This is a genomic window from Flavobacterium okayamense (assembly GCF_019702945.1).
GTDB lineage: Bacteria > Bacteroidota > Bacteroidia > Flavobacteriales > Flavobacteriaceae > Flavobacterium > Flavobacterium okayamense.
Genome location: NZ_AP024749.1, coordinates 1,376,824 through 1,402,869 on the forward strand (window position 1 = coordinate 1,376,824; position 26,046 = coordinate 1,402,869).

The 26,046-nt window shown below is 30.3% G+C and carries 21 protein-coding genes and 1 tRNA gene; 13 read left to right on the forward strand and 9 right to left on the reverse strand.

Features of this window, described 5'->3' with window-relative positions; all coding sequences use genetic code 11:
- Positions 1–32 precede the first annotated feature (32 nt).
- A tRNA-Met gene (locus KK2020170_RS06355) sits at positions 33–105 on the reverse strand.
- Between the two features lie 218 nt (positions 106–323).
- Here KK2020170_RS06355 and era point away from each other — a divergent pair.
- Positions 324–1,208, forward strand: coding sequence for a GTPase Era (era, locus tag KK2020170_RS06360; protein ID WP_221259996.1), 885 nt, complete (start codon positions 324–326; stop codon positions 1,206–1,208).
- Between the two features lie 73 nt (positions 1,209–1,281).
- Here the strand turns inward: era and KK2020170_RS06365 are convergent, their stop codons facing one another.
- Complete coding sequence (locus KK2020170_RS06365) at positions 1,282–1,683, reverse strand: hypothetical protein (protein ID WP_221259949.1); 402 nt, start codon at positions 1,681–1,683, stop codon at positions 1,282–1,284.
- A gap of 15 nt (positions 1,684–1,698) precedes the next feature.
- Positions 1,699–2,193 (reverse strand): hypothetical protein, encoded by a 495-nt coding sequence (locus KK2020170_RS06370; protein ID WP_221259950.1) that lies wholly within the window; start codon positions 2,191–2,193, stop codon positions 1,699–1,701.
- 370 nt (positions 2,194–2,563) lie between these two features.
- Between KK2020170_RS06370 and der the strand changes: the two genes are divergently transcribed.
- Both der and KK2020170_RS06380 read left to right on the forward strand, forming a co-directional pair.
- Positions 2,564–3,871 carry a ribosome biogenesis GTPase Der gene (der, locus tag KK2020170_RS06375; RefSeq protein ID WP_221259951.1) on the forward strand — a complete coding sequence of 436 codons (1,308 nt, stop codon included), beginning with the start codon at positions 2,564–2,566 and terminating at the stop codon, positions 3,869–3,871.
- A gap of 94 nt (positions 3,872–3,965) precedes the next feature.
- Entirely contained in the window at positions 3,966–6,743 is a 2,778-nt protein-coding gene (locus KK2020170_RS06380) for an outer membrane beta-barrel protein (RefSeq protein ID WP_221259952.1), read from the forward strand.
- 50 nt (positions 6,744–6,793) lie between these two features.
- Here KK2020170_RS06380 and KK2020170_RS06385 read toward each other — a convergent pair whose 3' ends face one another.
- From KK2020170_RS06385 to KK2020170_RS06410, 6 genes are read right to left on the reverse strand one after another with little or no spacing between them, the layout of a single operon-like run.
- Positions 6,794–7,654 (reverse strand): DUF808 domain-containing protein, encoded by an 861-nt coding sequence (locus KK2020170_RS06385; protein WP_221259953.1) that lies wholly within the window; start codon positions 7,652–7,654, stop codon positions 6,794–6,796.
- A gap of 34 nt (positions 7,655–7,688) precedes the next feature.
- On the reverse strand, positions 7,689–8,483 hold the full coding sequence (locus KK2020170_RS06390) for a TPM domain-containing protein (protein WP_221259954.1): 795 nt from the start codon (positions 8,481–8,483) through the stop codon (positions 7,689–7,691).
- Positions 8,483–8,920 carry a TPM domain-containing protein gene (locus tag KK2020170_RS06395; RefSeq protein WP_221259955.1) on the reverse strand — a complete coding sequence of 146 codons (438 nt, stop codon included), beginning with the start codon at positions 8,918–8,920 and terminating at the stop codon, positions 8,483–8,485. Before KK2020170_RS06395 ends, KK2020170_RS06390 begins: the two co-directional genes overlap by 1 nt.
- The gene (locus tag KK2020170_RS06400; protein ID WP_221259956.1) at positions 8,920–9,534 is read right to left on the reverse strand and encodes a LemA family protein; all 615 of its coding nucleotides are present in this window, start codon (positions 9,532–9,534) and stop codon (positions 8,920–8,922) included. The genes KK2020170_RS06395 and KK2020170_RS06400 overlap by 1 nt, the downstream gene beginning before the upstream one ends.
- A 10-nt stretch (positions 9,535–9,544) precedes the next feature.
- Positions 9,545–9,877, reverse strand: coding sequence for a MerR family transcriptional regulator (locus KK2020170_RS06405; protein ID WP_221259957.1), 333 nt, complete (start codon positions 9,875–9,877; stop codon positions 9,545–9,547).
- Positions 9,877–10,854 carry a M23 family metallopeptidase gene (locus KK2020170_RS06410; RefSeq protein WP_221259958.1) on the reverse strand — a complete coding sequence of 326 codons (978 nt, stop codon included), beginning with the start codon at positions 10,852–10,854 and terminating at the stop codon, positions 9,877–9,879. Before KK2020170_RS06410 ends, KK2020170_RS06405 begins: the two co-directional genes overlap by 1 nt.
- Positions 10,855–10,991: 137 nt before the next feature.
- Between KK2020170_RS06410 and alaS the strand changes: the two genes are divergently transcribed.
- From alaS to KK2020170_RS06460, 10 genes are all read left to right on the forward strand, one after another.
- A complete protein-coding gene (gene alaS / locus KK2020170_RS06415) occupies positions 10,992–13,628 on the forward strand; it encodes an alanine--tRNA ligase (protein WP_221259959.1) in 2,637 nt (878 codons plus the stop codon).
- Between the two features lie 121 nt (positions 13,629–13,749).
- Positions 13,750–14,544, forward strand: a complete 795-nt coding sequence (locus tag KK2020170_RS06420) for a hypothetical protein (protein ID WP_221257510.1) — start codon at positions 13,750–13,752, stop codon at positions 14,542–14,544.
- Positions 14,545–14,651: 107 nt separating this feature from the next.
- Entirely contained in the window at positions 14,652–15,605 is a 954-nt protein-coding gene (locus tag KK2020170_RS06425; protein WP_221257511.1) for a GSCFA domain-containing protein, read from the forward strand.
- An 81-nt stretch (positions 15,606–15,686) separates the two neighbouring features.
- On the forward strand, positions 15,687–16,163 hold the full coding sequence (locus tag KK2020170_RS06430; protein ID WP_221257512.1) for a YbjN domain-containing protein: 477 nt from the start codon (positions 15,687–15,689) through the stop codon (positions 16,161–16,163).
- A gap of 156 nt (positions 16,164–16,319) precedes the next feature.
- A complete protein-coding gene (locus tag KK2020170_RS06435) occupies positions 16,320–18,242 on the forward strand; it encodes an outer membrane protein assembly factor BamB family protein (RefSeq protein WP_221257513.1) in 1,923 nt (640 codons plus the stop codon).
- Positions 18,243–18,368: 126 nt separating this feature from the next.
- The gene (locus tag KK2020170_RS06440; RefSeq protein ID WP_221257514.1) at positions 18,369–19,334 is read left to right on the forward strand and encodes a hypothetical protein; all 966 of its coding nucleotides are present in this window, start codon (positions 18,369–18,371) and stop codon (positions 19,332–19,334) included.
- Positions 19,327–20,331 (forward strand): DUF4424 family protein, encoded by a 1,005-nt coding sequence (locus KK2020170_RS06445; RefSeq protein ID WP_221257515.1) that lies wholly within the window; start codon positions 19,327–19,329, stop codon positions 20,329–20,331. The genes KK2020170_RS06440 and KK2020170_RS06445 overlap by 8 nt, the downstream gene beginning before the upstream one ends.
- Before the next feature lie 97 nt (positions 20,332–20,428).
- Entirely contained in the window at positions 20,429–21,172 is a 744-nt protein-coding gene (locus KK2020170_RS06450) for an MORN repeat-containing protein (protein ID WP_221257516.1), read from the forward strand.
- A gap of 10 nt (positions 21,173–21,182) precedes the next feature.
- Positions 21,183–24,020 carry a CHAT domain-containing protein gene (locus tag KK2020170_RS06455; protein ID WP_221257517.1) on the forward strand — a complete coding sequence of 946 codons (2,838 nt, stop codon included), beginning with the start codon at positions 21,183–21,185 and terminating at the stop codon, positions 24,018–24,020.
- Between the two features lie 76 nt (positions 24,021–24,096).
- The gene (locus KK2020170_RS06460; protein WP_221257518.1) at positions 24,097–26,037 is read left to right on the forward strand and encodes a tetratricopeptide repeat-containing sensor histidine kinase; all 1,941 of its coding nucleotides are present in this window, start codon (positions 24,097–24,099) and stop codon (positions 26,035–26,037) included.
- Positions 26,038–26,046: the final 9 nt, after the last annotated feature.

A 26,046-nucleotide genomic window follows, 5' to 3' on the forward strand; every position in this document is an offset into this window, starting at 1 on the left:
ATCTCTTGAAAGGGTTGAAGTGACCAACTTAGTAGCGGGAACTGGACTCGAACCAGTGACCTTCGGGTTATGAGCCCGACGAGCTACCTACTGCTCTATCCCGCGCTGTTTTGGATTGCAAAAATACAACCATTTTGCAAACCTACAAGGGTTTTGCTAAAAAACTTTTATTTTTTCTACTATTCAATTGATATGACTACCTTTGTAACCTAAAATTTTAAGCATGAATCACAAAGCAGGTTTTGTAAATATCATTGATTTGATATTAAGAGGAGAATGTCCAGTGGACATTCGGCTTAAAATGTTAATTTTAAAAAATGATTATTATGCATAAGGCTGGTTTTGTAAATATTATTGGTAACCCAAACGTAGGAAAGTCAACGCTAATGAATGCCTTAGTGGGTGAACGCTTGTCTATCATCACCAGTAAAGCACAAACTACGCGTCACAGAATCCTTGGGATAGTTAATGGTGATGATTTCCAAATTGTATTTTCAGACACTCCTGGAATTATAAAACCAGCGTATCAATTGCAAAGTTCTATGATGGATTTTGTAAAAAATGCTTTTGAAGATGCTGATGTTTTAATCTATATGGTTGAGATAGGCGAGAAGGAATTGAAAGATGAAGCTTTCTTCAAAAGAATTATTCACTCTAACATTCCAGTTTTATTATTGTTGAATAAAATTGATAAATCGAACCAAGAACAGTTAGAAGAACAAATCAACCTTTGGAAAGAAAAAGTGCCAAATGCTGAAATTATTCCTATTTCGGCTTTAGAAAATTTTAATGTGCAAACCGTTTTCGACAGAATTATTGCATTATTGCCAGAATCAGAACCTTTTTATCCAAAGGACGCTTTAACGGATAAACCTGAACGTTTTTTTGTTAACGAAATCATTCGTGAGAAAATTTTATTAAATTACGATAAGGAAATTCCATATGCAGTAGAAATTGAAACGGAAGAGTTTAAAGAAGAAGACGATATTATTCGCATTCGAGCCGTAATTATGGTAGAACGCGACACACAAAAAGGAATTATTATTGGTCACAAAGGTACTGCTATTAAAAAAGTAGGCATGCAAGCACGCGAAGATTTAGAAAAATTCTTTGGCAAAAAAATCTTTATCGAAACCTATGTAAAAGTCAATAAAGATTGGAGAAGTAACGATCGTCAGTTAAGACGTTTCGGGTATAATCAGAAATAGGGTTCAGTTTACAGTCGCAGTATTCAGTTATTTTGTCACTTCGAGCGGAGTCGAGAAGTCTAATAATCAAATTTTAATTGAATAGTAAATTCATATCACTAATATGCTGAAAACTACATCCAGTATTCATAATTATTGTTGTTGAATTTTGTAATACAAAATCTTCACTAAATACAATTGGAATTAAAAAATCATTTATTTTTAAAAATCTATTTGACTTTTTTGCAATTTGATTAATTTTAGAATCATCATAATCTCTAAAACATAAATGTAATTTTTCATCATCAGAAATATCTATAGAAACTACTAATTTATCTAAATCTAAACTCGAAATCCCATTTTGAATATCTATTTTAGTATTTTCAGGAACTTCGTAAATTATCTTATTTTCATTTGAATTAGTACAACTCAAAATAAATAAAATACTAATTAAAAGAGTAATTATTTTTGCTTGTTTTTTATAAATATTTATCATATCAATTTTATTGATCTAATCTAATATCCTATCCATCACTTCCTCTAATTCTTTCATTTGCGGAATTCCTCTTTTACGAATGGTTCTTGCAATGTAATACAGTGCAATCCACAAACCAATCATTAAAGTCATAATAACAATCTCAAATCCAAAATTTTCTTTTAAAGTCCATTTTGAATAGGCAATCATTCCAAAAATGATAAAAATTCCAGCTACTATAAAATGTAAAAACATAAACATTGTCCACAAAACCGGATCTGGACCATATAAACCATTTACTGAAGTGTTTCCATCTTCCATTTTTTCTAGTTCAACGTGTAAATGAGGTGAGTGTTTTTCTCTTCGGCGAACACCAATGTTAATCCAAACATGATTATCAACCGATTTAATATGAAAATCCGGAGCCAATTCTTCCTTAAGTTGGTTACTCTTTTCAATAATTTCCGCAATAGTTCTAGGAGTCGTTTTATAAAAACGTAAACGCAAATTCAGTTCCTTTTCCGGTTCCATAGTAAAAGATTTACTACTAAAATAGTAATTTTTTTTAATCATGGGCATTCCCCAAACGAAAAGTGAAACTTTTGTCTGGGTCACGCTTTCGCCTGTACGAGGTACTTGGCTCAATCGTTAATGCGAATTTTTCGTCAGTTCGAGTATCAAACTACTTAGTTTGATGTATCGAGAACAAGAAAATAAAAAAGAGATTCTTTCGCTTCGCTCAGAATGACAATAAAACAAGCAAATCAACAAGTAAAAGCATTAACAAATTCACAAATTAATGCATAAACAACTCCACAACTTAATGAATCTTCAAATTCTAAAATCTAAATTCTAAAATCTAACTTCATAATTGTATCTTTGCAAACTCAAAATTATTGAAATGAACAATATTGTAGCCATTGTAGGAAGACCAAATGTAGGAAAATCTACTTTTTTTAACCGTTTAATTCAACGTCGTGATGCCATTGTAGACTCAGTGAGCGGAGTTACGCGTGATAGAAATTACGGAAAAAGTGAGTGGAACGGAAAATCCTTTTCAGTAATTGATACAGGTGGATATATTAAAGGTTCTGAAGATATTTTTGAAGCTGAAATCCGTCGCCAAGTTGAATTAGCAATCGACGAAGCCGATGCTATTTTGTTTGTAGTAGATGTAGAAGAGGGGATTACACCAATGGATGACGAAGTGGCAAAATTATTGCGTAAAGTAGAAAAACCAGTTTTATTGGTTATCAATAAAGTAGATAATGCGATGCGTGCTGCTGATGCTGTTGAGTTTTATTCGTTAGGTTTAGGCGAATATTTCACAATTTCGGGTATGAACGGAAGTGGAACAGGTGAGTTGTTAGACAAGCTAGTTGAGGTGCTGCCAGAATTACCAGAAGTAGAAGAAGAAAATCCATTACCGAAATTTACTGTTGTTGGTCGTCCAAATGCTGGAAAATCATCATTCATCAACGCATTAATTGGTGAAGATCGTTTTGTGGTTACTGATATTGCAGGAACAACACGTGATGCTATTGATACAACTTATAACCGTTTCGGATTTGAATTCAAATTAGTCGATACTGCCGGAATTCGTAGAAAAGCAAAAGTTAAAGAAGATTTAGAATTTTATTCAGTAATGCGTTCAGTGCGTGCCATTGAGCATTCTGATGTTTGTATTCTAATGATTGACGCTACTCGCGGATTTGAAAGTCAAGATCAAAATATCTTTTGGTTAGCGCAAAAAAATAGAAAAGGAGTGGTTATCTTAGTTAACAAATGGGATTTGATTGAGAAAGATACCATGACATCGAAACAATACGAAGCCATTATTCGTAAAGAAATTGAACCGTTTACTGATGTGCCTATTTTATTTGTTTCTGCTTTAACTAAACAGCGTTTATTAAAAGCCTTAGAAGCAGCTGTAAAAGTGTATGAAAATAGAAGTCAGCGTATTGCTACGTCTAAGTTCAACGAAATGATGTTGCCAATTATTGAGCATACGCCACCACCAGCAATTAAAGGAAAGTATATTAAAATTAAATATTGTATGCAATTGCCAACACCAACGCCTCAGTTTGTGTTTTTTGCTAATTTACCGCAATACGTTAAAGAACCATACAAACGCTTTATTGAAAATAAATTGAGAGAGAATTACGATTTTTCTGGAGTTCCTATCGATATTTATTTCCGTCAGAAGTAAATGTTAAATAAATGTAAGAATTTTTCTATTTCAATAATAAATTGAGTAATTCGCAGTTTTATAAATCTTAAAGACCTAGTTTATTAAGTTCAAAATGCGAAAATTACTTTCATTACTATTGGTTATCGTTTCTTCAATAGCCATCAGCCAAAACAAAATTTCAATATCTGGAAAAATTCTTGAAAAAGGACCTAACGTTCCTTTAGAATCAGCAACTATTTATTTTGCTAAAGTTTCAGATTCCACTGTTGTAGATTATACTATATCAAGTTCTAATGGTGATTTTAAATTTGATATTCCAGCTATAAAGTATCCTGTAGAATTAAAAATTTCTTATGCAGGTTTTAAAGAATACAAAAAACGCTTCAATGAATTACAAGAAACTACTAATCTAGGAACTATTCTTTTAGAGGAGAATGTCGCTTCTTTAAATGAAGTTATAGTTAAGGGTGAAGCACCGCCCATTACAATTAAGAGCGATACCTTAGAATTTAATGCATCATCTTTCAAAGTAAGACCAGATGCTAATGTTGAAGCTTTATTGAAACAATTACCAGGTGTAGAAATCGATGAAGATGGAAAAATTACAGTTAATGGTAAAGAGGTAAATCAGGTTTTGGTAAATGGTAAACCTTTCTTTGATAAAGACGGAAAAATTGCTTTACAAAATTTGCCATCCGATATTATAAATAAAGTTCAAGTTTCTGATACAAAAACAAAAAAAGAAGAGCAGACTGGTGCAGCGGCATCTTCCAACAATGCAAGTATTAACTTAACTATAGACGAAGATAAGAACAAAGGTTTGTTTGGAAAAGCAATGGCAGGTTATGGTTCAGATGATCGTTATGAATCAAGTTTGCTACTAAATTATTTTAAAAACAAAAGAAAGTTTAGTGTTTTAGCATCTTCAAATAATATCAATTCTACCGGATTTTCAATGGATGAAATTTTTGATAATATGGGCGGTGGAAGAAGTAGAAGTATATGGGTAGGAGATAATGGAGCTTTTGGGATTAATGGAAGGAGTTTTGGCGGAAACAATGGTATTACACAAACTAATTTAATGGGATTGAATTATTCTGATGAATGGGTAAAAGATTCAGAGCAATCAATGAGTTATTTTTTATCAAATTCATCTACCGAAAATACGAACAGAAGAGATCAAACGAGTTTTCTACCTGATGGAGATTTTAGAACGATTTCTCAAGCAATTACTAAAAATGATAACACCGTACATGATTTTTCTACTGATTTTGAGTTTAAAATTGATTCTACAACAACAATAAACTTTTCACCAAGCTTTAATAGTGTAAAGACAATTTTTAAAAATAATTCAAGCCAATTGTCGTATGATGAAAACGAAGATTTGTTAAACGAGAATACTTCAGATGATTACACTGAAAACATATCAAATTCTTTCAAGAATAATTTAACTGTAACGAAGCGATTCAAAAGAAATTCTCACTTTCTAAGTTTTGAATTTAATAATCAAAATTCAAAAAATACAGATGATGATTTTACAAATTCTTCAACCATTTTTTATCAAAGTGGTGATCCAGATGATATTCGTAATCAATACAACAATACAAAAAATAAAACGAATAGGTATGATGCTGAGTTATCATTTTCAAAACCAATAACTGATTCTATGCAAATCGTATTGAGTGCCTATTATGAATTCGAAAATTTTGATAAGTCTAGATTGTCATTAGATTATGATGATTTAGCAAATGATTACACTATTGTAAATGATAATTTGACGAACCATTTTGAGTCTTTACAAAAAACTTTTAATCCTAAAGCGGGTATTAATGTGTTTAAGAAAAAATATAATTTTAATGCAACTTTAGGTACATCAGTAATAAGTTTTAATGGTTCAGCAGATTATTTAGGAGTTAATACTAATGTTAAAAAGAATTATATTTTGCCATCTGCAAGAATGTATGCTAATTATAAATTCTCAAAGACTCAAAACATTTGGGTTAGCTATAGTTTTAATAATAATTTGCCGACAGTTAATCAAATTATACCAATTGAAGATTTAGCAAATCCATTAAATACTTTTATCGGTAATAAAGATTTGGGTTTAAATAAGTATCACGAAGGTTATTTCTCTTTTAGAGATTATGATTATAGTACGCGTTCTGGGTATGGATTTTATTCAGGAGGTAGTATCTATGAACAACAAGTGATTTCTGCTGTTTCATTTGATGAAAACAGAAAAAGAACAACTACCTATGAAAATACTTCAGGAACCTATAACGGTTGGGCAGGGTTTTATTACAATAAAACCTTTAAAAAAGATGAGCATAAATTAAGACTTTCATTACGCTTTAATAGTGATTTTAGTAAGTCTAAAGGTATAACTGACGATATTGAATATGAAGCAAATCGTTTACAGTTTTCACCTAGAATTAGCTTAAATTATGATTACGGTGAATTGTTTAACATTAATCCTTCTTATCGTGTTAATTTGAATACAACAAACTACAAGAATTATATAATAGATAATGCTAAAAACACGGTTCATAGATTTAATATACAAACAACGAATTATTGGCCTAAAAATTGGGTTTTTGGAAATGATTTCGGGTATACTTATAATTCAAATATATCTGATGGATTTAAAAAAGATTTTTATTTATGGAACACTAGTTTGTCTTATAGTTTTTTCGACAAGATGTTTACAGCAAAAATTAAAGTCTATGATATCTTAAATCAAAATCAAAGTAATACAAGAAACATTACTGCTACGACAATTATTGATGAAGAAAATATAGTTTTAAAACGATATGTAATGTTTTCTTTAACTTATAAATTAACTAAGTTTGGAGGAAAAGAAACTAAAAGAAATAGGTTTTGGTTAGATTAAAAAAAAGCTCGAGTTTAACTCGAGCTTTTTTTAAATTATTTTTTTGGTCTTTATTTTTTTGAAAAAACTTTCTTTATAACCGTTACTAAAAGCACAGTTATAAAACCCATAACTAAACCAATTATTGCATCTTTTAGTGTAGGATTTAAGGTTGTAAATAAATGATGGAAATAATCAATATTATGAGTAAAAATTCCACCAGCAACTAGTATTAATGCAATTGTTCCTACAAAACTCAAAGTTTTTATAACTATTGGTAAAGCTTTAACAAGCAGGTTACCAAGCGAGAATAAAAAACCTTTATTGTCTGATTTTTTGATTAATTTAAAACCTGTATCATCCATACGGACTATTAGTGCTACAATTCCATACACACCTACTGTTGCTAAAATTGCTACAATTGAAACGGTAATTATTTGTATGCTTAAGCTTTTATCTAAAACAGTTCCTAAAGCAATAATTACAATTTCAATTGATAAAATAAAGTCTGTAGTAACTGCTGATTTTATTTTTGCTTTTTCATCATTAAAATTATTAGAAGTATTTTCAATAATCACTTCCTCTACTTTTTTTACTTTCTGAAAGATAAATTCTATAATTTTTTCGACACCTTCGTAAGCTAAGAATGCACCTCCAAAAAGCAAAATAATTTTTATAACTATTGGTAGATAAAAATTTAATAATAAGGCTAAAGGAATTATAATAAGTTTGTTTAAAAAAGAACTTTTTGTAATTTTCCAAAGCACGGGTAATTCCCTTGAAGCTAAAAATCCTGTTGCTTTTTCTGCATTTACAGCTAAATCATCACCTAAAATTCCTGCTGTTTTTTCTGTAGCCATTTTACTTGCAGAGGCTACATCGTCCATCAATGCAGAAATATCATCTAATACGGCAAAAAAACCTGAAGCCATTTTTTTATGAAAATATATAATTGATTAATAAAAATTACCAGCTACCGCCAGCGCCACCACCAGAGAATCCGCCACCACCGAAGCCACCGCCAAATCCGCCGCCAAAACTACCACCTCCAGAAGAACCGAATCCGCCTGAACGACCGAGACTACTTAGAATAATAATATCAGCTAAATCAGGGCCTCTAAAGCTACCTGGTCCAGAGCCGCCGTTTCTATTGTTTTTATTTCTAGATGCTAATATTAAAATAAGAATAAAAATTCCGAAAAATATTACGATGGGTAAAATTCCTCCATCATTATTGCTTTTTCTAGCGCCTTTGTATTTTCCTTGTAATACCTCAAAGATAGCATCGCTACCTTTATCTAAACCATTGTAATAGCTACCTGCTTTAAATTCAGGAATAATAACATTTCGAACTAATTCTCCTGTAATTCCAGCAGTCAATCTGTCTTCAACACCATAACCCGGTGAGATCCAAATTTCTCTATCGTTTTTGGCTAATAAAATCAAGACCCCATTATCCTCTTCCGCTTGACCAATTCCCCATTCATGAGCCCATTTTGGAGTTAAAATTCCAATATCTTCACCTTTTAAATCATTGATGGAAATAAAAACTATCTGGGTAGAAGTGCTATCAGAGTAATTAATAAGTTTTTGTTCGAGCTGAAATTTTTCCGACGAACTTAAAACTTCCGCATAATCATAAACTGAAGTTTGGAAACTTGGCTTTTTTGGAATGTCATATTGTGCCCATCCAAGATTTTGCATTAGTATTATGATTGCAAATAATAGAACGTGCACTATTTTTAAGATAAGTTTTGTCATTATCCTTTTGAAATTTCGTTAGGAAGTTCGTTTGCATCATCAGATTGGTATGGGAAATATTTTTTTAATTGTTTCCCAGCTCTTAAAACACCTTCAACCAACCCTTTTTTGTAGTTTCCTTCTTTAAAATTTGCAATAATTACATCTTTAGTACAATCCCAAAAGTCATTTTCAACAACTTTGTTTATGCCTTCATCACCTATTATTGCTAAGTGTTTGTCGCTTACTCCAACATAAATTAACACCCCATTTCTTGCTTTGGTACTTTGCATGTTAAGTTCGATGAATACCTCTTGTGCACGCACAAGAGGATCTTTGTTGGAATGTTCTTCTAAATGCACACGAATTTCGCCCGAAGTGTTTTTTTCGGCTTCCACAATAGCTTGAACAATTTCTTGTTCTTCTTCTTTTGTAAGAAAGTCTTCAGTTTGTGACATTATTCTGCAGCTTCTTTTTCTTTATTACCAAAGTCAAATTCAACTTCAACAGGTTTTTCCGCTCCTTTTTCCGCTTCAAAGTAAGGCTTCTCTTTGTATTCTGCTAAGAACCAATTGTTCGGAATTCTAAGAATATAATTGTTGTAGATTTCTACTTTTTCATTAAAACGAGTACGAGCAGTTAAAATTTGATTTTCAGTACTAGCAAGTTCATCTTGTAATTTTAAGAAATTTTGATTCGCTTTTAGGTCAGGATAACGCTCAACAGAAACTAATAATCTAGATAAGGCACTGTTTAAACCACCCTGTGCTTGTTGAAATTGTTGCAATTGATCTGGTGTAATATTTGTTGGGTCAATTGTAACCGATGTCGCTTTAGCTCTTGCATTGATTACAGCCTCTAGAGTAGATTTTTCAAAATCTGCAGCACCTTGAACTGTTTTTACTAAATTACCAATAAGGTCATTTCTTCTTTGATATGCTGTTTCAACATTACCCCATTCTTTAGATACAGCTTGGCTTACTCCTAAAGCTCCGTTTTTAATGTTTATATACCAAAAACCAGCTAAGGCAATAAATCCTAAAATAATTAATAATGGTGCAAATTTTCTCATAGTTATAAATTTAAAGTTGTTTTTTTAATTCAGTTAATTGTGATTTAATTAATTCTAATTTTTGTACGATTTCAAATTTGTCTAAAGTTTTCTTTTGATTTTCTTTAAGGTGTGTTTTGGCGCCATCAAGTGTAAAACCTCTTTCTTTAACTAAATGAAATATTAGTTTTAAGTTTTTTACATCTTCAGGTGTAAACTTTCGATTACCCTTTGCATTTTTTTTAGGTTTTAAGATTTCAAATTCCTTTTCCCAAAAACGAATTAATGAAGCGTTTACTCCAAATGCTTTCGAAATTTCGCCTATACTATAATAAAGTTTGCCTTCTGGTAAATCGATGTGCATTAGTCTAAAGATTGATTTTCTTGTGTTGCTAATTGTGAAATGGCTACATATTCCTCTGCCGAAATACTTCCGTAATAAAAATTAATCGGATTTATTTTTTCACCATTTTTAATCACTTCATAATGTAAATGTGGTGCTTCGCTTCGGCCTGTACTTCCTACATATCCAATTATGTCTCCTCGTTTAACTTTTTGACCTTTTCTACAATTGTATTTACTTAGATGAGCATATAAAGTTACATAGCCATATCCGTGATTAATCTCGATATGATTTCCATAACCCGAAAGTGAATTGTCAGCTTTTAAAACAACGCCATCACCAGTCGCATATATTGGAGTTCCTGTTGGCGATGTAAAATCCATTCCGTAATGGAATTTTCTAATTTTTGTAAACGGGTCACTTCTATAGCCATAACCAGAAGCCATACGTTTTAAATCTTCATTTTTAACGGGTTGAATTGCTGGAATTGCCGCTAATAGTTTCTCTTTTTGCTTGCCTAGTTTGACAATTTCATTCATCGATTCCGACTGAATAGCTAATTCTTTCATTAAACGATCCACTTTTTTGGACGTGTTAATTACTAATTCAGAATTATTGAAACCTTCCAAATCTTTGTATCGATTCACACCACCAAAACCTGCTTTGCGTTCTTCATCACTAATAGGTTTGGTGTTAAAGTAAACTCTATATATATTATTGTCACGTTCTTCAATTGCCGAAAGTGCCTCTTCCATTACATCAACTTTCTTATTTAAAAGTTTGTAGTTGATTTTCATGTTTTCGAGCTCACTTGTCAAGATTTTGTCCTTGGGAGTTTCAAAATAAGGAGTGTTAATCAACAAAATCAGACATAGAAATCCGAAAAGAGCCGATGAAAGTAAAAAAAGTAAAATATAAGCAAACTTTTTACGACGCTTTGTTTCGATTTTTTTATACGCTAAATTTTCAGAATCGTAATAATATTTTACCTTCGACATGTTTTAAAATTACTATTTTTGCACCAAAATTTGTTGGTTAACATTAATTATACGAACAAATTTAAAAAATGTTTCATTCTATTCCATTTTTATTTGAAAGGATTTTGGTTTGAAGCGAATAAAATAAATTTATAAAGATGAAATCACAAGACATTCGCAAAGCGTTTTTACAATTCTTTGAAAGTAAAGGGCATTTAATTGTTCCTTCGGCACCTATTGTTTTAAAAGACGACCCTACATTAATGTTCAATAACTCGGGTATGGCTCAGTTTAAAGAATATTTTTTAGGAAACGCCACACCAAAGAGCAATCGTATTGCCGATACGCAAAAATGTCTTCGTGTTTCAGGTAAACACAATGATTTAGAAGATGTAGGTTTCGATACCTATCATCATACGATGTTTGAAATGTTAGGAAACTGGTCTTTTGGCGATTATTTCAAGAAAGAAGCAATTGCTTGGGCTTGGGAATTCTTAACAGAAGTTTTAAAATTAGATAAAGACCGTTTATACGTTTCGGTTTTCGAGGGAAATCCTGCAGAAAATGTTCCGTTTGACCAAGAAGCTTGGGATTTATGGAAACAATATGTAAGTGAAGACCGAATCATTAAAGGAAATAAAAAAGACAACTTTTGGGAAATGGGAGATCAAGGACCATGCGGACCTTGTTCGGAAATTCATATCGATTTACGTTCAAATGAAGAACGTGCAAAAGTTTCAGGATTTAGTTTGGTAAATGCAGATCATCCACAAGTAGTGGAAATTTGGAACAATGTATTTATGGAATTCAACCGTAAAGCAGATGGTTCTCTTGAAAAATTACCAGCACAACACGTAGATACAGGAATGGGGTTTGAGCGTTTGTGTATGGCAATGCAAAATGTAACATCAAATTATGATACTGATGTTTTCACGCCGCTAATTGAAAAAATTGAAAAAATTTCTGGATTAAAGTATACATCAAATGATGTTCAAAATATTTCAGAAGAACAAAATAAAATCAATATCGCAATTCGAGTAATTGTAGATCATGTTAGAGCGGTTGCTTTTGCAATTGCAGATGGTCAATTACCTTCAAATACTGGTGCAGGTTATGTAATTCGTAGAATTTTACGTCGTGCTATTCGTTACGGATTTACATTTTTAAATTTAAAAGAACCTTTTATCTATCAATTGGTTGAGGTTTTAGCAAATCAAATGGGTGAGTTCTTCCCAGAGATAAAATCACAACAAAACTTAGTAACTCAAGTTATTAAAGAGGAAGAAACATCTTTCTTAAGAACTTTAGAGCAAGGTTTACAATTATTAGAAAAAGTAGTTGCTGAAACTTCTGGTAAAGAAGTAAAAGGTGAAAAAGTATTTGAATTGTATGATACTTTTGGTTTCCCTAAAGATTTAACGGCTTTAATTTTAAAAGAAAAAGGTTATTCGTTTAGTGAAAGCGAATTTGAAGCTGAATTAGCGAAACAAAAAGCACGTTCTCGAGCAGCTTCTGAAGTTTCTACGGATGATTGGAATGTTTTAGTTCAAGGAAATGTAGAGCAATTTGTGGGTTACGACCAAACAGAAAATGAAGTAAAAATTACACGTTTCAGAAAAGTAGATTCTAAGAAAGATGGTGTGATGTATCAAATTGTTTTAGATGCAACACCATTTTATCCAGAAGGTGGAGGACAAGTTGGCGATAAAGGAGTTTTGGTTTCTGCAAATGAAACTATTGAAATTATCGATACTAAAAAAGAGAACAACTTAATCTTACATTTTGCGAAGCGTTTACCAGAAAACGTAAATGCAACTTTCCAAGCAAAAGTAAATACAGAACTACGTGATTTATGTGCGAGTAACCACACGGCAACGCATTTATTACATCAAGCGTTACGTACCATTTTAGGAACTCATGTGGAACAAAAAGGTTCGTTAGTAGCGCCAAATTACTTGCGTTTCGATTTCTCACATTTTGCTAAAGTCACTGAAGAAGAACTTAAGCAAGTAGAAGATTTTGTAAATGCACGTATTCAAGAGCATTTACCTTTAATCGAAAGAAGAAGTATTCCGTTTGCTCAAGCAATTGAAGAAGGAGCAATGGCATTGTTCGGAGAAAAGTATGGCGATAATGTTCGTGCGATTAAGTTTGGTAAAAGTATGGAATTATGTGGAGGAATTCACGTAAACAATACGGCAGATATTTGGTATTTCAAGATTGTATCGGAAGGAGCTGTTGCAGCAGGAATTCGTCGAATTGAGGCAATAACTAACCAAGCAGCTAAAGATTTCTTTACCAATCAAGAGAACTTATTGGCTGAAATCAAGGAAATGCTGAAAAATCCGCAAGATATTACTAAATCGGTAGCTTCTTTACAAGATGAAAATGCGAAGTTGAAAAAACAAGTAGAGCAATTATTAAAAGATAAAGCGAAAAACTTAAAAGGTGAATTAGTTTCACAAATTCAAAATGTAAATGGAGTTGATTTCTTAGCGGTTCAAGTTGATTTAGATGCTAATGGAGCAAAAGATTTGGCTTACGAATTAGGAAATAATAAAGATAATTTATTTGTAGTTTTAGCTACTGTAAATGAAGACAAACCAATGTTAACTTGTTATGTTTCTAAAGAATTAGTAGAAGCTAAAGGACTAAATGCCGGACAAGTAGTTCGCGAATTAGGTAAATACATTCAAGGTGGAGGTGGAGGACAACCTTTCTTTGCAACGGCTGGTGGTAAAAATACTGGCGGAATTAAAGAAGCGTTAGAGAAAGCGAAGGATTTTTTAAATTAAAAGAGTAGTCTAAAGGAGGTTGTAAAAACCTCCTTTTTTTTTGCAACAATTTTATTGTTAAAATATGTTTTTATAACAGGTATTTTCCTTTAATTTGTGAAAAATTAACTTTTAATAAATTATGAAACAATTATTAACCTTTGTAAGTGTATTAGCACTAATTCTAACTTCTTGTTCTTCTGAAAGTTCTTCAAGCAGTTCTACAACAGGAACAAAACTAACCCAAATTATCGAAACTTTTAATGATGGAAGTACAGAAACAATAAATTTTGAGTATAACGGAGATAAAATTTTAAGTTACACATGGGATTGGGATTCAAGTATTCAAGAGGAAGCTTTTTTTACATATACAGGAGATTTAATTACTAAAGAAGAATATTTTTTTGATGATAATGACCCATTAGAAGCTTTTAGTGAAGTTACAGATTATGAATACGACACTAGTGGTAGATTAACTAAATCCACAAGAACTGAAAATGATTCTTTTGGTACTACTATCACAGTGGATAATTTTACCTACAATTCAAACGGAACAGTTTCGTTTACAACTACTGAAAATTCAGTTTTATACGCAACTGGTACAATTTATTTTAATGGTAATCAACCATTCAAAAAAGTAGTAACTGAAGATATAGGCACAATTGATGAGTTTACTTATACTGAGGAAAATTTCTATGACGATAAAGTTAATCCTTTTAATAATGTAACTGGTTTTTCAAAAATCGAAATTGCTTGTCCAACGTATCATTATGGTTTTTATGGAATGCCAAATAATGTTATTGAAATAAAACAAGATGGTGTTTCTAAAGAAACATCAACATATACTTATAATAGTAACAATATGCCTGCAACTGAATTATATATTGATAATGATAATAACGATAATAATTCGACCTCTCAATATATTTATAATTAAAAATATTTTAAAATCAATAAAAACCCGATAACTTAAAATTATCGGGTTTTCTTTTTTATCACTATTTTTGAAGTCTAATATCTAGAATCTAATATCTAAAAGCAAAGATGCTATTCCGAACCGAAATACCAATAACCAAAAGTGATTTTTTAATCGATTATCATTCGAAAGTGTTGTTGTTAGGTTCTTGTTTTGCGGAGAATATTGGAAAAAAATTCAATTATTATAAATTTCAAACTTCTGTAAATCCTTTCGGAATTATATTTAATACTGTTTCTTTAGAAAAACTTATTAAAAGAGTTGTTGAAAAGAATTACTTTACCGAAAATGATTTATTCTATCACAATGATTTATGGCATTGTTATGAAGTTCATTCGGAATTATCAAATACAAATAAAGAAGAATTTTTGAATAATCTAAATTCGATTATCGACTTAACAAATAAACAAATAACCGAATTAACACATTGCTTTATTACATTAGGCACAAGTTGGGTTTACAGAAATAATGAATCAAGCGAAATTGTAGCCAATTGTCATAAAGTTCCACAAAAAGAATTTACTAAAGAATTACTTTCAACCAAGCAAATTGAGGAAAGTTTGCAAAATATAGTTACGTTAATTCATTCCATTAATCCGAATGTAAAATTTGTATTTACAGTTTCACCAGTTCGTCATATTAAGGATGGTTTTTTTGAAAATAATGTAAGTAAAGGAAATTTGTTTTCAGCAATTCAAAACATCTTGTCACATCGAGCGGAGTCGAGATGTTATTTCCCAAGCTACGAAATTGTAATGGATGAGCTTCGAGATTACCGATTTTTCGAAAAAGATATGTTACATCCTAATCAATTAGCAATAGATTATATCTGGGAAAAACTATCCTTTGCTTATTTCTCTTCAGAAACTGTAAAGATTACACATGAGATAGATTCGATTCAAAAAGGGCTTGCACATAAACCTTTTAACCCAAATACAGAATCTCATCTAAAGTTTGTAAATAACTTACAATCAAAGATTAAAGAATTAAATAAGAAATACCATTTCTTAAACTTTTCTTAAAAATACGACAATTGCCCTATTTTTTTGTTTCACCATTTTTGTGACTTTTGAAATATCAAATTAATATTAAAATTCACAATTATGAAAATGTTCAAATTATCTACCGTTTTATGTTTATTTATGTTGTTTGCTTCAATTGGAAGTTTTGCGCAACGTGTTGTTTCTCCTGAAGATTTAACTTCTCAACTTTTGAAAGAAACTTTTGATAACGCTTATATTGAAGTTTTAGAAGTTAAAGATACTTATGTAAAAGTTAAAGATGTATTTAATGTTTACATGGATATTGATAAGAGTAAAAGATATATAGCTTTTAACTCGACTTATAATTTAGTTGAAGGTACATCTCCAGCAAAAGCTTTAGCTTTAATGAATAAATTAAATGCCGAAGTTGCTCTAATTAAAGCATATTATACAGAATCTTCAAACACAATTACTTATTATTATTATTTCTGGACTGATGGAGGTTTTACTCAAAAGTCTTTAGTTAGTGCTTTAAAATTATATAAAACAGCTTTAAATCTAAGTTTAGATAAAGATACAGAAAAGCTAATTAAATAATTATGTTGTTTAAAAACATTAAATATCCCAACAAATTTTTCTGGAAATTCATTTTAGTGATTCTTGTTGGGGTATTATTGTTATTAAACATTATAATATACTTCAAGTTAGGATTTTAAATCCTTTAAAAATCAAACTTTAATATTTTTATAAATTATGAAAGCTATAATTAAAACATTATGGACAGCCATACTTATGCTTTGTTGTGTTAGTAATGGATATGCACAAAAAGCTGAAGCTCCCGAAAACACTTATGATTTAGGGGCGAAAATTAATGAAATGACGCTAACTGTTGGAGGTATCTTAGTTGTAGCTACTAACGATGGATTAGCAGGTATAAAACCGAATGAATCTAAACCTATATTCACATTCAATAATTTTGGTCAATTAAAACCAGAAGAAACAGATTTTATTCCGATGACTCCTTACATCGTGGTTTCACAAGGAGCTACTGGTGGTTTTTCTGGAATTGGGAAAACAAAAAGAGCAGTTATCGATTATGTAAAAGGAAAAGTTTTATTCAATTCTGAAGATTTAAAGTGGACTCAAATTTATACTTGCAATGTGATGTTGCCACAGAATAAATTAGTCGTAAGTGGACTGCAAAAAAGTGATGCAAAGTTTGAAAGCCAAGTTCCTAAAGTAGCGGTTTATGATTTAGATAGTGGTAAAAATGATTTTTCATTTTTCTTAGATAAACCTGGTCGTGTAGGAATGGCTAAAGATTTTAGCGTAACAGGAACTCCATTATTGTTAAAAAACGCTGTATTAGTACCTACAGCACAAGGTATAATTGCTATGTCAAATTCTGGTACAGAATTATGGAAAAGCAAAATAAAAGATGTCACTTGGATGGTTGCTGATGATTCAGGTAAAGAAATCTATGCTTTTGAAAGTGTAAATAACGGAAATAATACAAGAATTCATAAAATTGGAGATAAAGATGGTGCAGCTTTATGGGCAGATGATAGAAAAGTAAAAGGAATTGTTTCTAACTTTGAAATTTTACCACAAGGAATCGCAGTTGTTAGTAATGTTAAGCCTTCTGGAGAGAAAGGATTAGGAAAGTTAATGGCTGCAAAAGAGCAAAGTCATATTGCTTTTTTAAGTGCATCTTCAGGTGAGGATTTATGGGAAAAAGCTCCAAAAACTAATGGATATGTTCAACATTTTTACATAATGGAAGACGGAATTTTATTTGGTCTTTTTGAAGGAGGAATTAATAAAATTGCTTTTGACGGAAAACCATTATTTAAAAAGCCTTTAAAAACAGGGGAAAACATTATGGTAATGGCTCACACACCACAAGGACTACTCTACATAACTGGTGAAGATGCTAACATTGTTAATTTAGAATCAGGTGACCAGATATGGTCAAAACCATTAAAATATAAAAGAGCAACTTCAGTAGCATCTACATTTGATAGTAAAAACAATCGTTATATGATTGCAGCAGATGGTAAAATAATGGCAATTGATGCAAATTCTGGAGATGTTAATGATTTTGCACAATGTAATTTTGAGGAAAAAGAAGACCCGAGTAGTATGCAAATTAGAGATGGAGGAATTTTCTTATCATCAAGTCAAAATATGGCGATGTACGATTTCAACGGTTCAGAAAGCTATAAAGTATACCACAAATCTCCTGGAAGAAGTACTTTTGGAAAAATTATGGGAGGGGTTATGGCTGTTGCTTCAACAACTATGGCTGTTTCTATGAGTGCAGTTGCTGGAGCAAATCGTTCAGCTTTTGGAAGCATGAATGACTTAGATTCATATAACGATTATGGTAAGGACGCTAAAAGAGCTGCGGATATGTTCTCAGGAATTGCAGGGGCATCTTTTGATTATTTATCAAAACGTTTTAAAGCAACAGCTGCTACAGAAAATTCACAATTCATTTTAACTAAATTAAGTAACGGTGTAGGCTTAGTTAAAGTAAATAAAGATTCTGGAGTTGTAGAAAAGGAAATCATTTTAAATGATAAAAAACCAGAGTATGAAGTTGATGAAATGGGTGGTTATTTATTCTATAAAGCAAACGATAAAACAATTTATACTTATAATTTAAAAAAGTAGTTTCATACAATTATAAATAGTTATAGGTGGTTTGGGCTTACAATTTTAATTGTAGGTTTTTAAAAATAGGGCATGTGCCCTATTTTTTTTGTTTTATGGTTTATAGAAATTTGAAAAAAAGATATTATGAAACTAATTTTTAGTGTTTACACTTTATTGGTAGCGACTTTTATTTATGCTCAAGAACCTGAAGTTTCTTATAAAGACTTGGGTTTTACCAAAAAAATCAAAAAAGTTGAAACTTTCACATATTCTATGGAAGATAAAATGGTACTAGATAGGTCGAGTGATAGTTATATTTTTGATAAAAATGGTAATATTACACATCATGAGTATCATATTTATGGAAAATATGCGAGTTCAACTTCTGAAAATTCAACCTATGAAAATGGACTTCTTGTAAAAAGGGAAATTTTGGTTAAAGATCGGCCAAATTTCGATGCAATAATTACATTTCAATACGATAAAAAGAAAAACTTAGTCAAAAAAACATATCAATCAAAGCTGTATAAAAACGATTTTACATTTTCCTATGATGATAAAAGTCAACTTTTTGAAATAAAAGGTAATTACGCCAATAATTATTCGGTTGAAAGATTTTATTATGAAAAGGAAAGATTAGTAAAATCAATAAATCAATATTTTTCTCGAGATAGTATCCAGTCAGAGACTATAAAATTGTATATTCATGATGAAGTGGTTATTGAATGCAATCCAAAAAACAAGCTTTTTATAGTCTATTTGAATGAAAATTTGCAAAATATGGTTTTAAAAATGAAATATCCAGAACCTATTCAAAACTTAAATGGTATTGAAACAGAAATTACATTTGAAGAATTATCGGTTCTTAAATTAAAAGAAGGTTTGCTAAATGATCGAAACAAACCTTTTCGATTAATTGAAGCTAATGAAGTCAAAAAGCAGAATGAACATAAGGATTGGATTGCTCAAGCTGGAATATATTTTAGACATAAGAAAAATGAAAATTATATTTCGTTTAGAAAAATCACCTATGCTGATGGTTCAGTAAGTGGTTCAACAGATTTTGATATATTTACTGTAAATGAACTAAATTCTAAACTACATGAATAAAAAAATAGTTTATTTATTTTATTTATTAATTCTTTTACTTTTTTGTTCTAATGTTTCCCAACCTGGAATTTACAACGCAGGTGGAACCGCTTTTACCATGTTGTTTCCACAAGATTCGTTGACGTATAAAAAGGTTCAGATGCAAGAAGAAGCTATTTATATCCAACTTTATAAAGGCTTTGCTGTTGTTAAAGGAAAATATAAAATGGTAAATACAACTTCTGAAAAACTGAATTTTACTATGGGGTATCCCATAAACGGAATTTACAATGGAGGAGAAGGGGATTTAAACCAAGTTCAATTAGATTCGCTATATAAATTTAAGATCAAAGCAAATGGTAAAGAATTGTCAATCAATGAAATGCAAATTGGCGATTCTGGTCATGCAAGAACTTTTCAAAATGAAAATTGGTTAACTTGGAAGATTGATTTTAAACCAACAGAAAGCAAAGAGATCGAAGTATATTTTTTAGTTAATACAAATGATGGAGGAATTACGAAAGGTTATTCTCACGAACAAAAAAATGCATTTATTTATTTACTTGAATCGGGAAGTGTTTGGAAACAACCGATAGAAGATGGAAAGTTTGTAATTGAATTAAAAGACGGATTGAAAGTTGAAGATATTGCTGGAATTTCTTCTCATTTCGATTTTCATGTCAATGAAAAAGAAAATATTTTAATAGGATCTAAAACTAATTTTTCACCCACTCCAAATGATAACTTAATTGTTACGTATGGAGAAACCATTTCAAATTTTGAATTTTCATTTTTTTTAGAACAATCACACATCTTGTTTGAGAAGATAGAGATTTTTTCAAAACAAGGTAATCATGGGGTTTTACATTCTTTTGAAGCTAAAAATCCTTATGAAGTTAAGACTAGTTTTTTGTCTTTTCTACCAGGATTAATAATTTTTTTAGGTATAGCGGCACCTTTTTTAATTATTAGTATAGTAGTATTTATTGTTGTTAAGTTGGTTCGAAACAGAAAATAAATCAATTTCTAATACATAGTTTTAAATACGGCAATTGCCCTATTTTTTTTGGACGAATGTTAAGCTAGTTTTATACTCAATTAAAAAAATAATAAAAATGAAAAATTTTGCTCAATTAGTGTTTTTAGTTTTTACATCAATTTGTTTTTCCCAACAAAATTTTGGGAATCAAGCAGGTAAAAAAGAAGTTAAAAAAGGTTTAGTAAGTTTTGAAACTTTTACAGCCGATAATGGTGATGTTTCTTATGGTTTTAGAATGAATGGTTTAATTGTTGGTCCCAATATGGTGCTTCATGCCGATGGGAGAACAACGTATGTAAATTATAATAAAGATCATCAAAAAGACGGTACTTTAATTCTAATGAATAAACAGCAAGGAACAATAGAACTATACACTTATAGAAAAGATAAAAAAGAAGGGCCAGCTTTTAAAATGGCAAACGGGAATGTAGAGTGGAAAAAACAATTCGCAAATGATAAAGAAGATATAGGAGGTTACAAAGCGAATGTAGCTGATTATGGTTACGGTCAAAATTCGAATGGGTTTAACGGTTTTAATATGGAAAAGTATGACAACGATTCCTATGCAATTGGATACTTTTTGTTTTCAAATAAATCATTTCCTGCAATTCAAGTTTGGAAAGATGGCGAGCAATATATGGGTCAACATATTCAGGGTTTAAGAAAACAGTTTGGCGTATATTTTTATGAAAATGGTACAAAATATGTAGGTTTTTGGCATAAAAACTACAAAGAAGGGTTGGGTTTTAAAATCGATAAAAATGGAAATATTATCGAAAAAGGATATTATGAAAGTAATGTAATTAAAACGCCATTTTAATTCTTAAAGTATGAAATCAGTAGTAGTAATAATAATGTTATTTGTTGGGTTGTGCAGTTTTGCGCAACCTAATAATTTTAACGATTATTATGCGGTTTTTATGGAAGGTTACAATAATAAAAACCTTACTAAAATGAAAGAAGGAAGCGAATTGTTAATGCTTAACTTTCCTGATGAATTTGCGGGTTATTATTTAAGTTCATATTATCATATCTGTTCTGGAAATTTAAAACAAGCACAAATAGAGTCGAATAAAGCGTTAAGCATTCAACCGTTATTGCCATATTCATATTTTACTCAAGCTTATATTTATTTTCTTAGTAATAACATTGCAGAAGCTGAAAAAAACTTAAACTTTGCTGTTCAGTTTAATACTGAAAAATCTCCTGATGCGATTTTTAAAGATATGGATGTAATAGGCTATTTTCTGGGTAAAGATATTTCGTCTTTAAAAGGAAAATACAGCAAAATATTTCATACCCATAATAATCCGGATTTAGCCTTACAATTCGATCAATGTTTTAATGGAGCTATAAAAGGAACAGCTTGTGATAAAATTGACCAATTAGCCGCGAAATATAACGCTATGCAAACGGTAAATCCGTTAATTTTAAAATTAGTTCCATTAGCAAAAGCTACTAGTTTTTATTCTAAAGGAAACATCACAGAGTGTAAAAAACAATTTGAAACTTTTTTAACACTCTCTAAAGGGAATTCAGCTTTATACTGGCAGCGTAGTTATGCTTATTGGTTTTTATCAATATTAAAAAAGAAAAGTTACGATGAAAGAGGTGCACTTTTAGAAATTAATTCAGCATTAGAAGAATATAAAAATTTAGGTTTTGTTTCTTATCAATTAGCAAATATGCAATTACATAAAATTCATGTTTTAGATAATTTTGGCGATAAAGAACAAGAAAAACTTCAAATGGCATTTCAATTAGAGCAAACGGCAAATAGCTTAAATAATGACTATTATAAAGCTAAAGCTTACAATTCTATTGGTGCATATTATTTAATGAGTGGTTCTCAATCTGAAATTAGTAAAAGTGGTGAATATTTAACTAAAGCCTATAATTTAGCTCAAAAAGTAAAAGATGTTTACTTAACTAGAGAAGTAAATTCAAATTATATTATTATTAAAGCAAGACAAGGTTTGTATTCAGATGCGCAACGAATTACCGAAGAAACAGCGCAAGGTTATATTAAAGATAAGATTTATGATCAAGCTCAAAACTTGTATAATAATTTAGCGTTTATTTATTACAATCGAAAAGATTATGGAAATGCCATAATTCAGTTTGAAAAAAGTATTGCACTTGCCGAAAAAGTAAAAAGCAATCTTAATGCTAAGCAAAAGTTAGAATACATGAATGACATTTCTGGAGTATATACTGGTTTGATAATGAGTTATAAGCAAACTAATAACATTCAAAAATTATTTCAACTACAAGAGCAAAGCAGAAGTGGTTATTTAAAAGACCAATTAAATTCAACTACTTCAATTGCTTCCATTTCTGATGCTCAAAAATTATTGAAACCAGATGAAGTATTATTAACCTATACTATTGGTGAACCTGGTGAAGTAATAATAACTGCAATTACTAAAGATAAGGCGGAAATTAGATATAATTATCCTATAAATGAACTACTTCGTTTAAAGAAAACTTACACCAATAGAGTAAAAAAAATACCTGCTAAACTAAATCCGTACATGAATGATTTACAAGTAGATTATCAAGACGGACAATTAGTAAGATATGCAACAAAACAAGCGGCTTATAAAAAAGAAGATTTTGTTACACTTGTTGAGTGGACACGCCAATTATTAGAATCGGCTAATCCGCAATTACAAAATGTACAAAACGATTTTCTACGTTTTTGGTACGATTTAACGCTACAACCAGTTCAGGATATATTAGCAAAATATCCGAAAGTAATCATTAGCTCATCTTCAGAATTAAATTATTTACCATTTGAAGCGTTTTTATCACCTAAAAATCAATACTTTGTTTCTTCACACGATGTTAGATACATTCCTAATACAACTATTTGGAAAATTATCGCTAATAGAAATTATACGACTAATAGAAAATCGGTTTTAGCGTTTGGTGGAGCAAAATACCAACCATCTGGAAATGTAAAACCAACAGTTAGAGGAATTGAAGATTTTTATAAAGTTTCTGATGCGGTAAACAAAAAAATAAGCCAAGGAATTTACAACTTTAAACCTGAATTAGAAGCACTAGGTTTTGGAGGTGCTAATTACTTAGAAGGAACCTTGAAAGAAGTTGAATTTGTAGGAACACTTTCCAGCGATATTAAAGTTTATAAAGGTTTTGATATGAGCGAAAGCAACTTTAAGAAAGCAAATGCTTCTGGTGAATTAAAAGAATATAAAAATCTTTTAATTTCCACACACGGATTTACAAGTGATATTATTCCTGAGTTTAGCGGTGTAATGTTTTCCCAACCTAATGGTGGCGACGGAAGAGAAGATGCTTTTTTATTGGCGCCTGAAATTGCAAATTTAAACTTAAATGCCGATTTGGTGATTTTAAGTGCTTGCGATACTGGAATTGGTAAGTTGTATGGGGGCGAAGGAATAAACGGCTTAAACTCTGCTTTTTTAGTGGCTGGATCAAATGCAACAATGCTGTCTTTATGGCCTGTAAGTGATGCTGGAACAGCTTTAACTATGCAAAATTTGTTTAAAAAAGTGGTGCAAAAAAATGCTAATACTGTAGAAACTTTAAATCAAATTAAACGTTCGTTTATAAATGGCGATTTTGGTGAAGTATATAAGCATCCACAATTTTGGGCACCATTTCTTTATAATGGACGATAAGATTAAAATACGGCAATTGCCGTATTTTTTTTGCTTTATAGGTAAGGTAATTTTACGAGATAAATAAAGGTAACATATGAAGGTTTTAAGAATATTAGTTTTAATGATTTTGTTTTTCTCAACTAAAACATTTTCTCAATCAATTGAAGATATTATTTCTGAAACTAAACTAAAATTTCAAAATGAAACAGAAACTGAACTAAAAGCAAAATTATCAGCTGATTTAGCTTGGTATTATGTGCAAGTTAATATTGATTCTGCAAAGTTTTATGGAGAAAAATCTTTAAGCCTTTCTAAACTATCTAAAAACCAAACATTGATTGCACAATCTTATAATGATTTAGCAACAGTTTATTTTGTAAAAGGTGATTATAAAAAATCATTAGCATTTACAGATGAATCATTAAAATTGAGAAAACTTTTAAATGATGAAGCAGGAATTGCATCACTCTATTTTAAAAAAGGAAATGCTTATAATAAAATGAGTAAATATGATAGTACAATGTATTATTATTTTAAAGCAAATAAGTATTATGAAAGTGTTGGAGATAGTGCGGTTTTCATGAATCTTGAATCCAATATATCATCGACTTACTTCTCAATGGGAAATTATTCGAAAGCATTAAAATATTTAAGTAAACCTTTAAAATATTATAAGGATACAAAACAGTTCTTATTGTTGTCAAATTCAACAATGAATCTTGGTAATATTCAATTGAGTTTAAAAGATACTATAAATGCTTTACAATCTTTTAATAAAGCAATAGATTATGCTGAACAATCAAATAACTTTTCGACTTTGGCATCTACTTATAATAATATTGCAAATATTTATACGGCTCAAAATAAGTTTGAATTAGCATCACAATTCATAGAGAAGTCAATTGAAATTCGTGAAAAAATGGGACTAGATGCTGACTTAGAAAGTTCTAAATTAACATTAGCCAATAATGAATTAAGAATAGGAAATTATAATGAGGCCAAAAAAAGATATTTAAGCGTAAAATCTGCATTTGAGAAGAACAATTCTAAAGATAAATTAAGAGAAATTTATTTAGGACTTTCTTATATCTATGCTTCTGAAAAAAAAGCAGATAGTTTAAGTTATTATCATAAAAAATATTTAGAAGTTTTAAATACAATCTATAAAGATGAAACTTTAAAAGCATCTCAAGAAATAGAAGTAAAATACCAAACTGAAAAAAAAGAAAGAGAAATTTTACTTCAAAAAGCTAAAATTGCCGAGAAAAACACCATTATAATTAGTGTGATTTCTCTATTGTTGTTGAGCGTACTTTTAGGTTATTTTCTCTATAGTAAACAAAAAATGAAAACAGTTCAACTTTTAAAAGAACGTGAATTACAAGATGCTTTATTAAAAATTGAAACTCAAAATAAATTACAAGAACAACGTCTTCAAATTTCAAGAGATTTACATGATAATATTGGTTCGCAATTAACTTTTATAATTTCTTCAATAGATAATTTAAAATTCGCACTTGGAAATCAAAACCCAAAAATTGATGAAAAGCTAACCAATATAAGTTCATTTACACGTGAAACTATTGTAGAACTTCGCGATACCATTTGGGCCATGAATAAAGAAGAGATTACAGTAGAAGATTTAGAAACGCGAATTTCAAATTTTATAGAGAATGCTAAAATTTCATTAAGTGGTACACAGTTTATTTTTTCGAGCAACTTAAAGTCTACACAATTAAAACCTTTTTCTTCTCGAGACGGAATGAATATTTACCGAATTATTCAAGAGAGTGTAAATAATGCCATTAAACATGCGAAGGCTACTAAAATTGAAGTCATGATTCAAGAATTAGAAAATCAAATTTGTATCGAAATTATAGACAATGGCTCAGGTTTTAATCTTCAGGAAACCGAAAAAGGAAACGGACTAAACTCTATTGAAAAAAGAGCTTCTGAATTAAACAGTAAGCTAACTGTAAAATCAGATAGTAATGGAACTAATATTACTTTAGACTTAAAAAAAGAATTGTTATAAAAATAAATT